The following is an 11,787-nucleotide window of genomic DNA, read 5'->3' on the forward strand; positions in this document are numbered from 1 at the left end:
GAGCCGGGCGATGACAGGGGAAGATGTGGATGCAGTTCTATATTCTCGCGACATGATTTGCCCGAGCTTTGTTCTTCGTCTCGCCCTCTTGCAGAGGGCGCAGGGAAAGCCGGGTGCCGATCGCACCCATGGGCCCCGAGCAATGGGTAGAAAGCTCGGAGGTAGGACCACAGGTGTAACCGGAGCAGTCCGGCTTTCCCTGCGCGATGGTTTTACGGCTTACTTCGTGCTCTCCCCGGCGAGACTTGGCTTGTTTGTCACCGCCTTCGCAAGACGCAATTACGTCTTACAAGGGGACACCTAGGGCGTCAGGACCACACGACTTCGCCGTCCGCGTCATGCGCATTCGTCGACTGCGCGATCGGCGTCCACCGCATCCCACACCGCGTTCGTGACGACCGCGAAGCGCCCCTCGATCGGGTGAGACGAACAGTTCATACACTGAGTTGGGTATTCTGATAAATAGAAATATTTTTGCTGCGGGGGCTTGCGTCGTCGGGCAACTCAGTGATCGAGATTTCGGCACGGAACCGTTGATTTCGCCGAGTGGGAACACGTTGCCAAGAAGCCACAGCGATCGAAAGGAATGGAAATTGGTAGCGTCATTCCCGTGGCGGCGCGCGCGCTCGCGGCTTATTGGTTAGGGATCAAATCGGGCAGCGTGAATGATTTCCGGCCCGGCAGTTTGTTTCAAATGCGTGATTGATCAGAGCTGGAATTGGCATGAGCCAATTCAAGAAGCCATGGAGCTTGTCGCGAAATGAATTTTGATAATCGATCCACATCCAACTGTTCGAACCACACACATTCAGCATCAGCGAACCCCGTCGACGAAACGACTGAAAACCAGAGCGCTGAGATGCGCTTTGGTTTCAAGGCGACGGACTTGATCGTGTACCCTGCGCACGGCGTCGGCCAAATTGTAGCGATTGAGGAGCAGACAGTGGCAGGGGCTTGCCTCGAGTTCTTTGTCGTCTATTTCGCGAAGAGCAAGATGACGCTGCGCGTTCCGACGAGGAAAGCGGCAAGCGCTGGAATGCGTAAGCCCTCCGATCCCGCTGCCATCCAGCACATGCGACGAATCCTGGGTCAAGCGCCGCACAAAGCGCGGGGGAATTGGTCCCGGCTTGCTCAAGAATACGAAGGCAAGATCAATTCGGGCAATATTGTCGCCATCGCGGAAGTCATGCGGGATCTCTATCGGCCCGCGGTCAATCCCGAACAGAGCTACAGCGAACGGCAGCTTTACGCGGCGGCAGCCGATCGCCTGTCCGGAGAAGTCGCGCTCGTCAGCGGCATAACCGAAGCAGAAGCCGTCAGGGAGCTTGAAAGCCTGATGCTCGCTGAGGTCAGGCGGAGCGCATAGAGCGGTCGGCTCGGACATCGTCGGAACGTCCGCTTCCGCCTCCAGGCTGACGTTCCGGCGCCGCTGGCGCTCTAGGATGGCCGTTCGACGAAGGCGACGGCCTTGTTGCTATAGGTCCATATCGCGCCGTCGCGTTTGCTGATCCCGAGAAAGGCGGTCGGCGAACCGGCATATTTCATGTTCCGATTGCCGCCGTCGATGCCATAGGCCCATGGGTCGAGGCATAGAAACTCGGTGATCTTGCCGTCGGCTCCCGAAGTGCGGTGGCCGACGATGCCGACATAATGGGCGCCGCCGAGCGAGGCCCGCACCGGCACCTTGTTTTCAAGATTCTTGATCGTCCAATCCACCGCTTTGCCGGGATCGCGGGCCGCGCTCACTTGGTCGCGCGACGTCGGTTCGGCCATTTTCCAGCCCATATAGCGGACGAACACGATCTTGATGATCGAACCGCACCAATATTGATTGTTCACTGCCTTGAGGAAGCCGCCATTGTTCTGGTTCCATGGCAGCTTGCTCTTCTTGTAGTTTTCCATCGACTCGTCGGCGGTCGCCGCCAGGGTGGGAAGGGTGTTCAGCGGTTCGTCCACCAGCATTTCATAGACGCGATGGCGGTCGTCCAATTCGTCGCTGGGGTCTTGGTTGCTGTAGAACTTGCGATAGGCGGGCGTCTTGGCCGCCGTCGTGACGTTGTGGAGATAGTGCCAGATCAAATCGGTTGTCCACGAGGAGTCGCGGGTATGGGTGTCGGCCATCGGGAGGTTCCATATAGGGCATTCGGCTGCGGCGGCTTCGCGGCCGTTTCCCACTTGCGGTCAGACCAGCCGCGCTGAAAGGTTAGTCCCCGCTCGGTTGATGACGGTTCACTGAGGACTTCGCGAAGCCCGATCTCGTCTTGGCAGGAACATTGATCAAGCAAACCGTCTTGGAAGCACCGGCCGCATGATCGAATAGCGTCTCTTTTTGGTGCACCACCTGAGCCTGGATTTGGCCCTTGGCGGACCTGCGCGTGTCCCAGGCTGAGGTCGCGAATGACCCAAAGCAGACTTCCGCGCGGGCTCGGAGCAGACAAAGCCGTCGGCGCACGCCGACGTCGGCCGTTGACCCGCAGCCGACTTCGCGAACTCGATAGACACGCCCCGGTTCCGACGCATAGACTTGTCCCACTACTACGCTGGGTCGGAGCGCACCACGTGGCCGAGACGCGGGTCGAACGCAGACTTGCTGCCATCCTTGCAGCTGATGTCGCAGGCTACTCGCGCCTGATGGGCGCTGATGAGGTCGGCACGCTGGCCGCTTTGAAGGCGCACCGCCGCGAGGTCGTCGATCCAGCCATCGCCCAGTATCACGGCCGGATTGTCAAGACCACCGGCGACGGCATGCTCGTCGAGTTCGCCAGCGCGGTCGACGCCGTAACTTGCGCGGTTGCGGTTCAGGAAAAAATGGCGGAGCGAACGGCCGAAGAGACCGTGGCGCGTGTCCAGTTCCGGGTCGGAATAAACGTTGGCGACATTATCATCGACAGCAACGACATCTTCGGCGATGGCGTCAATGTCGCCGCGCGGGTCGAGAACGAATGCGAGCCGGGTGGCGTATACCTATCAGAGGATGCCTATCGGCAGGTACGGGGAAAGACGGCTTATTCGTTCGATGATCTCGGCGAAAGATCGCTAAAAAACATTGACCGGCGGGTGCGGCTTTATGCCGTGCGTTCAGCCATTTCGTCTGCAGTAGACACCAAGTCGCCTGCCGAGACCGGCAAGCTTCTCCCGCTGCCTGACAGACCCTCCATCGCAGTACTGCCGTTCGCCAACATGAGCGGCGACCCCGAGCAGGAGTATTTCGCTGATGGCGTTGTGGAGGACATCATCACGGCGCTGTCCCGCTTCAAGTCACTGTTCGTGATCGCGCGAAATTCCAGTTTCACCTACAAGAGCAAGGCCGTCGATATCAAGCAAGTCGGTCGCGAGCTCGGGGTGCGCTATGTACTGGAAGGCAGCGTTCGCAAGATGGGCGGGCGGGTGCGCATTACCGGCCAGCTCATTGAAGCTGCGACCGGCGCTCATCTCTGGGCGGACAAGATCGATGCTGCGCTGGAAAACGTGTTCGAACTACAAGACGATGTGACGACGCGCGTGGTCGGCGCTATCGAGCCGTCGATCACCGAGGCCGAGATCAGTCGTGCGCAGATGAAGCCGACGTCCAGCCTCGATGCCTATGATTTCTATCTAAAGGCCCTCTCGATCCACTATTCTCAACTGCGCGCCGACCTCGACGAAGCGCTCCGGCTGCTTGAACGGGCTATCGCTCTGGACCCGACCTATTCCTGGGCAAAGGCATTCGCGGTCTACATTCATACCTTACGCTTGAGCCAGGGCTGGGCATCGCCAGAGGACGTGGCGCGGGGACGTGAGTTGGCTCAGGAGGCATTGCTCGCGAGCCGCGATGAACCCAACACGATAGCACTCGCGGCTCATGGCTTCGCTTGGCTGGCACATGAGTTCGACATGCCTCTCGCTGCCATGGACCGCCCCTCTATCTAAATCCCAATTCGTTCAACGTTCTGATTCGGAGCGGTTGGCTGCGGGCCTGGGTAGCCGATACTGAACGTGCCATCGATAATTTCTCGCGTTCGATCCGATTGAGCCCGGTCGATTCTTTACTTGGATGGGCTTACGGCGGCCTCGCCTTCGCCCATATTCTCAAAGGCGAATACGCGATTGCCTTGGAGTATGCCCGCCGCACCACATATGAGATGCCGCGATGGGTCGGGAGTTGGAATGCGGTCGCCATTTCGGCAGGTCACCTTGGCAATCAGCAGGAAGCGGCTGTTGCCAAGGATCGGCTACTCGAATTGATACCTCACAATTCCATAGCGGCGACACGTTTACGCAGACCTTTCCGAGACAGATGGGTCAGCGACCTGTTCGACGAAGGTCTGCGTCTGGCAGGGCTACCCGAGGGTTAAGTTCGTCAGGCGACTGCTGTACTTCCGCTCCTGGCCCCAAAAGCAGACTTCGGCGCGGCCAACCCGCCTACGGTGCGACAGAGCGAGCTGGTAGGGTTGCAAGAGCGGGGCCAATTTGCCGGAAAGTCACCCTGCCGAGGTGGAGCCCGCGCGTCCGAGTGCATGGCGTTGATGACGGGAGTAACGAGATGATACTCAATCCTGACCATGTCACCATCGCAGTGGCCGACGCCGGCCCGGCGATCGCGTTCTTCGCGCTGCTTGGCTTCAGAAAGGCGCATGTCGCGACGATCGACGGTGGCGTGCCCGCTCAGTACATGGGCATGCCGGGCATGAAGGCGCAGCACATCACCCTCGCACTCGAGGGAGCGGATCCTCATTTCGAGATTCAGCTGCTCGCGTTCGACCCGCCGCCTGCGACCGATCCGGGTGCGCACCCGACGAATCTGCGACGACGAGGCTTCAACCACCTCGCGTTCCGCGTCGACGACATCGAGGCGGCCACCGCACACCTCGTGGCCAATGGCGTGACCATGCTGAGCGACGAGATGGATTACATCAGCCGTAAGCTGCGGCTCTTCGAGGGTCCCGAGGGCATCACCATCGAGTTGGTGCAGCGGGACGACTGAGACGCTTCCGATTAAGGGCCGTTACTCGGCGCGACGCCGAGCGGCTCGAGCGGGCGTTGACGCCCGGGCGTTTTGCCGCCATATACAACTCATGAACAAGCTTTTCTCAGCCGCTTCGACCACCACCGCGACCGCTGACGGCGGATCGCCTGCTGGTTGCGCGCGCTAGAGACAAGCGTCCTTCACCCAGAAAGGCCCCGCCGGCGACGGACGGGGCCTTTTCTGTTTGGGTGGTCACCGTCCGCGCTGTTTCCCATCACAAGGAACATAGCCATGGACGATCTCGACCACAGACATCTCGGCGTACAGCTCAAGCTCTGGCACCTCCAGGAGGATGCGCCGGGCATGGTGTTCTGGCATCCGCGCGGCACCGCGCTCTACCGGGTGCTGGAGGACTATGTCAGGCGCAAGATGCGCCGCGCCGGTTATGCCGAGGTCCGGACGCCGCAGCTGCTGCCAAAGCAGCTCTGGGACCGCAGCGGTCACTGGGACAAGTTCGGCGCGCACATGTTCCGCGTCGACGACGGCGAGGCGGCGATGGCGCTGAAGCCGATGTCGTGTCCGTGCCATGTGCAGATCTTCAACAAGGGGCTGCGCTCGTGGCGCGAGCTTCCGATCCGCTATGCCGAATTCGGCGCCTGCCATCGCAACGAGCCGTCCGGTTCGCTGCACGGCATCATGCGAACGTGCGCGTTCGAGCAGGACGACGCGCATGTGTTCTGCCGCGAGCAGGACGTCGAGAGCGAAGTCGCGTGCTTCATCGCCCTGCTTGATGAGGTCTACCGTGAGCTCGGCTTTCCCGACTACGAGGTGGCGCTGGCGACGCGGCCCGCGCTGCGCGCCGGCAACGATGCGAGCTGGGACTGGTCGGAGGCGAAGCTCGGCGATGCCGCGCGGCGCTGCGGCCTCGCGCCGCAGATCAATCCGGGCGAAGGCGCGTTCTACGGACCGAAGCTGGAATTCGCGTTGCGCGACCGTCTCGGACGATCCTGGCAGTGCGGCACGGTGCAACTCGACAGTGTGCTGCCGGAGCGCCTCGAAGCGTCCTACATCGCCTCCGACGGCAGCCGTGCGACGCCGCTGATGATCCATCACGCCATCTTCGGATCGCTCGGCCGCATGATCGCGATCCTGCTCGAGCATCACGGCGGTGCGCTGCCGTTCTGGCTGTCGCCGGACCAGGTTGCGGTGGCGCCGATCTCGCAAGAGCAGGCGGCGTATGGCGCGGACGTCAAGGCAGCGTTCGAGGATGCCGGGATCCGGGCTGTTGGCTATGACGGCGCCGACACGCTGTCGCGACGCATCGTGGCGGCGCATGACATGGCGGTGCCTGTGATGGCGATCGTCGGCGGGCGCGAGATGAGGGAGGGCCGGGTGACCTTGCGCGAGCGCGACGGCGCGCAGGCCGACATGCCGCTGGCCGAGGCGGTGTCCCGCCTGCAGGCGAGGGCACGGCCGGGTGCCGTGATGGCTGAAGCGTTGTAGCCCGCGGATGCAGGTCCCAGGCGAGCAGGCGCCAGGATGAGGGGGGCTTCGCCCGCTGGCTCACTGCGGACCTGCCGATCGGCGGCGCTGCCAGACGCTTTCACCGCTTTTTCTTGGGCGCGGCTTCGCTGCTCGCCGCTGCCTCGCGCGCCAAACGCTCCGCCTTCAGTCGCTCACGGTTCGCATGAAATGCGTTCTGGACGCGTTGGTGTTCCGATGTCGCGGTCTTGGCGTCAGCTGCCCGGAACGCCTTTTGGGCCTCGCGCTGAGCCTGGGTGGGTCTCCTCGACTCATGGGTGTAAGGCATTTCTTCCTCCTTACCGGGGCATTGCTCCCGACTTGGGCTCTCAGGGGCGTCGCTTGCCGGAGGTAAGAAGTCTACTCCCGATTCGCCCTAAAGTTCCATTTTGCGGTGCAGCGGAACGCACACAGCGTTCGAAGACGCGGTCTTGTGTGCACCTTTGGGCATACGCGGAAGGCAGAAGGGGTGCGAGCCGACAATCAATAGCGACCACCATCGCGCTTCTGTTGTGTGAGCCATTCCGACAGGGTCTTGGTTTTTGATCCTGGATCGGCCGACGCCCCTCGTCTGATACTTCCGCCGGAGCGCGCTGACCGAAGCCCGGTTGATTGAGTTTCCGTGATCGCCTCCGCGGAAGCGGTCGATCTCACCGCAGCTTCCTTTTCGAGGCGCAGCTTCTTCAATCGCGCCATCTTGTCCCGCTCGGCCTCAGTTTCAGCTGTGTCCGACAGCAGCGCCTTGTGGTGAGCGGTCTCTGCTGAACCCAAGACTCCGATAATCGTCGTCTCGCCAAGCGCCTTGCAGGCCTCGAGCCGATGCAATCCCTCGAGCAAAACGAGCCGGCCTTCGTCAGGCCGAACGAGAATGGGAATCTGTTGTCCTAATTCCAGAATACTCGCCGCGATTTCCTGAACGAGCTCAGGCCTCAGCGTTTTCCTCTTCTTGATGGGAACGTAAATCTGGTCGATTGGAAGACTTTCCGGGTCGGGCACAGTCATACTCCCTCCTCAGGGTCCGTCCACAATACGGTTTAGGGACGAAGCGCTATGCCGCCAAGGGATTTCTAAGGCATTTCTCATCCTATGGGGCGGTGCACCTGTCGCGGCCCGGGAGCGCGTCCGCATTCGATGCCACAAGGCTGGCGTGCCTCAGTCCGAACGCCACGCGCCGAGCAGGAATCGCCGCTTCGGTGTGGCGCCTGCCTGATTGTGCAGATCGGGCAGATCGACGGCGTAACGCTTCATCAGGAGCCGGATTGCGACCCCAAGGATCACAAAGGGCGTCAGATAGATCGCGAAAACTTCGAAGGCTTTCATGTGGTCCTCCGCAGCTTTGAAGCGGGCATGCTACCCCAAAGCCGGCACGGCGGCACCTAAAACTGTACCTGTGACGCTGGGTCCCCGTTAACCGAATTCCCGAACGCCGATCAATTCAAGGTTGCGGCATGGAGGGTCCATTTACCGACCGGATGCTAGGCATCGCCGATTGTGCAATGGAAAGTCATATCGCAATGTCCGTCATCGCTGTCGAACAGTCGCCCGCGCGCATTCCGCTCTCCGTCAAGATCGGCTTCAGCGCCTTCATGGCCGTCCTGGTGCCGGTGTACACATATTCCTACGGGCCGACGAATTTCCTGTATTTTTGCGACGTCTGCCTGATCCTCACTTTGATCGGGGTCTGGACCGAAAGCGCGCTCCTGATTTCGATGTGCGCCGTCGGGCTGCTGGTGCCGCAGACCGTCTGGGTGATCGACTTCCTCGCGCATGTCGCCGGCTTTTCGCTGACCGGAATGACCGATTACATGTTCGACTCGAACGTCTCGCTGTTCCTGCGCTTCCTGTCGGGCTTCCACGGCTGGCTGCCGTTCCTGCTGCTGTTCCTGGTCTGGCGTCTCGGTTACGATCAGCGCGCGCTGATCGCCTGGAGCGTGCTGGCATGGGCGCTGCTGCTGCTCTGCTACTTCGTGATGCCGCCACCGCGGCCGGACCCGGGCATGGCCCCGGTCAACATCAACTACGTCTTCGGCACCAGCGACAGGGCGCCGCAAGGCTTCGTGCCGCCGCTGGTGTGGCTCGCCGGCCTGATGATCGGCCTTCCGCTGCTCGCCTTCATTCCCACGCACTTCATGCTGCGGCGCGCCGTGCCGCGGACGTGAAGGACGTCGGCTTCCGCAGATCGAAGACCCCGCCGCTGATGCCATGGCGGCATGGCGGTGCGGCGGCGCCGGAGCACGATCCGCTGTATCGGCATCCGCGGATGCGTTAACATCCAGCGGCGCCGTCGTTGCAGAACGAGCCGGAGCGGCGTTTGCGCTGCATTCGGCGGGCGCGACCTGACCGGCATTATTCCGCAATCGATTTTTGTGGAGTTCATTTGACCAATCAGTTTGACGAGATGGCCGTCGTGGTGGACTGGCTCGACTGCTGCCGGAGCCGCGATCTCGAGGCGTTGCTCGACCATTATGCCGATGATGCCCGGCTGGAATGCGCCTGCGAGGGGAGCTCGATCAGCGGCCGTTCGGCGCTGGCGGATTACTGGCGACCGAAACTGTCCGCGGTGGCGTCGAGCGCGTTCGGGCTCGAGGAGATTTCGCCGCGAGGGAACGGGATCGTGCTTGACTATCTGAGCTTCGAGGGCAGGCGGGTTCAGATCGTGTTCGGGTTCGATGCCGAGGGGCGGATATCGCACATGCGCTGTGCCCCGTCGTCGCGGTGATGCCTTCCTCATTGCACGACAGCATGGTCGAGCGGCAACAGGCATCGCACGACGGTGAGACCTTGCTCGCGGACCAGCTCCAGCGTGCCGTCGAGCGCGCGCACGCGTTCCTGCATGCCGGTCAGGCCGCGGCCGAAAACCAGGTTCCGCGGCAGGCCAATGCCGTCGTCCGAAATCTCGATCCGGATCTGGCCGTCCTCGATCGCCGCCGCGACGCTCATCGTCCACGCCTCCGCATGGCGGAGGACGTTGGTCACCCCCTCCTGGATGACGCGGTAAGCGGTTTGCGAGAGCAGGCCGTCGAGGTCGTTCAGACGCTGATCGATCTGCGATTGCAGGCTGAGGTCGGGAGCCTGGGATTTGGCATTGCGCAGCAACGCCTGCACGCTGGCCATTAGTCCCAGCTCCGTAACGTAGAGCGGGCTCAGCCCCTCAAGCACGCGCCGGTTGGCCAGCTGCAAGGCCTCGGCCGCGCTGAGGATGCCATGCGCCGGCGAGCCCGGCTCGGGAGGGCCCTCGGCCTCGGCCAGCGCCGTGGCGTTGGCGCGGATGGCGAACAGCAGCGGGCCCATCTCGTCATGCAGCTCGCGGGCGAGCTCGCGGCGCTCGTCGTCCTGCACCGCAACGAGCTTGCGCAGCAGCTCGCGATTGTCCTGGCTGAACCGCCTCAGCGTCGCGGCGAGCTGGTTGGCTTCCGCGCAGCTGTTGCGGATCTCGGGCGGGCCGGCCAATGGAATGGCGGCGTCGTATTCGCCGTTTCGCATCCGGGTCAGGCCGGCGCCGAGCTCGGCCAGCGGGCGCAGCGCCGTGCCTGTCGTGAAATAGACGCTGAGCGCGGCGAGCAGCATCAGCGCCGAGCTGGACGCGGCGATGGCCAGGAAGCCGAACCATTTCTCCTCGATGTCGGGCGAAAGATCCGGACTGAAGACGATGTCCCCGACGTGAGCCGCCCCGATTCTGACCGGATGGGTCGAGCCGAGCTGGGGGACCTGGAGCAGGGCGGTGAACCAGGCGGGAATGTTGCCGCGATAGGGGGCGGCCGCATTGGGCTGCGGGCTGGACCCGGGCGGTACGAATGCGATGGCCTCATGGCTCCCGAGCCCGGCCGCGAACGCATCGAGGGTCTGCTGCGGATTGCGCGCAGCCGCCAGCGCGGCATTTAGCGCGTCGGCGACGAACCGGGCGGAGCGCGCCCCTTGCGCGTTCTCGTTCTCGAATTGCTCGGGCGAGGCGATCTGCAGGGCCAGGCCGCCGAGCAGCAGCGCCCCGACCACCATCGCCGCCATCGGCAGCAACAGCCGGGCGCGAAGGGAGAGGCGGTTCCAGAGTTTTGGCACATCGGGCTCCGTTCGGCGATTCTTCTCTTTCCATTCCCGCGCGAAGTTTCTATCAAGGCGGAGGGGTAGTCATGCACGAAACGGCCAAATCAGCCACGAGGGTATTGATCGTCGACGACCATCCGGTCGTGGTCTCGGGCTGCCGCTCCCTGTTCGCCTCCGACAAAACGGTCAAGATCGACGAAGCCGCCGATGCCAAGGCCGGCCATCGTGCCTTCATGCAGAAGCGGCCCGACGTCACCGTCATCGACATCAAGCTGCCCGATGTCTCCGGGTTCGAGCTGCTGCGCAGGATCCGCAAGGACGATCCGGACGCCCGCATCATCATGTTCAGCATGAACGACGACCCCGCATTCGTGGTGCGGGCCGTCGAGATGGGCGCGCAGGGCTATCTCTCGAAGAGCGACGATCCGCGCCTGTTCGTGAAGGCGGTGCGCAAGGTCGCAGCCGGCGAGCGGTTCATCTCGCCGCATCTCGCGGAGGCGATCGCCTTTGCCGGCGCCGCGATCAAGGCCAACCCCGCCTCGCAGATGTCGGCGCGGGAACTGGAGATCCTGCGGCTGCTGGGCCGCGGCGACAAGATCGTCGATGTCGCCTCCGCGCTCGGCATCTCCTACAAGACCGTCGCCAACACCACCTCGCTGCTCAAGCAGAAGCTCGGCGCCAAGAACCACTCCGACCTGGTGCGGATCGCGGTCGAGCTGGAGCTGGACTGAGCTTTGCGGAAGACGCCCAATCCTGCTTTTCGGGAAAAATATGCAGCCGGCTGGAACTGTTTGTCTCTGTCCCGGTTGATGCCGTGCGTTAAGACACAATCAACTTCCCAATAAGACTCCGGCGCGGCTCCCCGGCTGCGCCGGAGCTGATTTTTGTGTGCAGTGGTGGAGCAGGAACGAGATCAGGCGCGGCGGTCGCGCCGCGCGGGATGATACCTCAATTGACGGCTTTGCCTCAGACGCTTCAGAGACCACAGGCTCTGACAGAGCGTGAGCACTTGACCGCGCGCTAGAGCGGAACCCTGACCTGCGGCACGGCCGGCATTACAGGGCTCCTTGCCGCCCGGGACTCGACGAACAGGCTGGATGTGACGATCAGCGCGATCGAGAACAACGCCACCACCGACATGCATGCGACCTGATCGCCAGCGCCCATTTCGCTCCTCCGCGTTTGCTTCGAGCGGAGAACTTGGCAGCGATCGGTTCGTTCCTATGATCGGGAAAAACCAGCAATACTCGCTTCGCCGTTGCCGGCGCTTCCGCAACGCA

At 62.6% G+C, this 11,787-nt stretch carries 13 protein-coding genes; 7 read left to right on the plus strand and 6 right to left on the minus strand.

Going from position 1 to position 11,787, the window contains the following annotated elements; all coding sequences use genetic code 11:
* Nucleotides 1-760 precede the first annotated feature (760 nt).
* Nucleotides 761-1,366 carry a CarD family transcriptional regulator gene (locus K359_RS51305; RefSeq protein WP_029078661.1) on the plus strand — a complete coding sequence of 202 codons (606 nt, stop codon included), beginning with the start codon at nt 761-763 and terminating at the stop codon, nt 1,364-1,366.
* Between the two features lie 71 nt (nt 1,367-1,437).
* On the opposite strand, the gene K359_RS0106750 is transcribed toward K359_RS51305, so the two are convergent.
* Nucleotides 1,438-2,175 carry a hypothetical protein gene (locus K359_RS0106750; RefSeq protein ID WP_245284528.1) on the minus strand — a complete coding sequence of 246 codons (738 nt, stop codon included), beginning with the start codon at nt 2,173-2,175 and terminating at the stop codon, nt 1,438-1,440.
* A 384-nt stretch (nt 2,176-2,559) separates the two neighbouring features.
* Between K359_RS0106750 and K359_RS51310 the strand changes: the two genes are divergently transcribed.
* The 3 genes from K359_RS51310 (at nt 2,560) to thrS (ending at nt 6,448) form a co-directional block, all read left to right on the plus strand.
* Nucleotides 2,560-3,909 carry an adenylate/guanylate cyclase domain-containing protein gene (locus K359_RS51310; RefSeq protein ID WP_198031117.1) on the plus strand — a complete coding sequence of 450 codons (1,350 nt, stop codon included), beginning with the start codon at nt 2,560-2,562 and terminating at the stop codon, nt 3,907-3,909.
* Between the two features lie 583 nt (nt 3,910-4,492).
* Nucleotides 4,493-4,963 (plus strand): VOC family protein, encoded by a 471-nt coding sequence (locus K359_RS0106760; RefSeq protein ID WP_245284529.1) that lies wholly within the window; start codon nt 4,493-4,495, stop codon nt 4,961-4,963.
* 273 nt (nt 4,964-5,236) lie between these two features.
* Nucleotides 5,237-6,448, plus strand: a complete 1,212-nt coding sequence (gene thrS, locus K359_RS51315; RefSeq protein ID WP_051346027.1) for a threonine--tRNA ligase — start codon at nt 5,237-5,239, stop codon at nt 6,446-6,448.
* Between the two features lie 100 nt (nt 6,449-6,548).
* Here thrS and K359_RS0106770 read toward each other — a convergent pair whose 3' ends face one another.
* The 3 genes from K359_RS0106770 to K359_RS63160 all read right to left on the minus strand — a co-directional run bounded on the left by K359_RS0106770 (nt 6,549) and on the right by K359_RS63160 (nt 7,786).
* Complete coding sequence (locus K359_RS0106770) at nt 6,549-6,755, minus strand: hypothetical protein (protein WP_029078664.1); 207 nt, start codon at nt 6,753-6,755, stop codon at nt 6,549-6,551.
* 194 nt (nt 6,756-6,949) lie between these two features.
* A complete protein-coding gene (locus K359_RS0106775) occupies nt 6,950-7,462 on the minus strand; it encodes a ParB N-terminal domain-containing protein (protein WP_029078665.1) in 513 nt (170 codons plus the stop codon).
* A gap of 156 nt (nt 7,463-7,618) precedes the next feature.
* The gene (locus K359_RS63160; protein ID WP_165123232.1) at nt 7,619-7,786 is read right to left on the minus strand and encodes a hypothetical protein; all 168 of its coding nucleotides are present in this window, start codon (nt 7,784-7,786) and stop codon (nt 7,619-7,621) included.
* Between the two features lie 194 nt (nt 7,787-7,980).
* Between K359_RS63160 and K359_RS0106785 the strand changes: the two genes are divergently transcribed.
* Both K359_RS0106785 and K359_RS0106795 read left to right on the plus strand, forming a co-directional pair.
* On the plus strand, nt 7,981-8,625 hold the full coding sequence (locus K359_RS0106785) for a hypothetical protein (RefSeq protein ID WP_035976230.1): 645 nt from the start codon (nt 7,981-7,983) through the stop codon (nt 8,623-8,625).
* A 218-nt stretch (nt 8,626-8,843) separates the two neighbouring features.
* Nucleotides 8,844-9,185, plus strand: a complete 342-nt coding sequence (locus K359_RS0106795; RefSeq protein WP_029078667.1) for a nuclear transport factor 2 family protein — start codon at nt 8,844-8,846, stop codon at nt 9,183-9,185.
* Nucleotides 9,186-9,193: 8 nt separating this feature from the next.
* Here the strand turns inward: K359_RS0106795 and K359_RS0106800 are convergent, their stop codons facing one another.
* A complete protein-coding gene (locus K359_RS0106800) occupies nt 9,194-10,522 on the minus strand; it encodes an ATP-binding protein (RefSeq protein ID WP_035976233.1) in 1,329 nt (442 codons plus the stop codon).
* A gap of 71 nt (nt 10,523-10,593) precedes the next feature.
* Here K359_RS0106800 and K359_RS0106805 point away from each other — a divergent pair, with 71 nt between their 5' ends.
* Nucleotides 10,594-11,238, plus strand: a complete 645-nt coding sequence (locus K359_RS0106805; protein ID WP_029078669.1) for a response regulator transcription factor — start codon at nt 10,594-10,596, stop codon at nt 11,236-11,238.
* A gap of 289 nt (nt 11,239-11,527) precedes the next feature.
* On the opposite strand, the gene K359_RS63165 is transcribed toward K359_RS0106805, so the two are convergent.
* Nucleotides 11,528-11,674, minus strand: a complete 147-nt coding sequence (locus K359_RS63165; protein ID WP_165123234.1) for a hypothetical protein — start codon at nt 11,672-11,674, stop codon at nt 11,528-11,530.
* Nucleotides 11,675-11,787 lie beyond the last annotated feature (113 nt).

Source organism: Bradyrhizobium sp. th-b2 (assembly GCF_000426785.1).
GTDB lineage: Bacteria > Pseudomonadota > Alphaproteobacteria > Rhizobiales > Xanthobacteraceae > Bradyrhizobium > Bradyrhizobium septentrionale.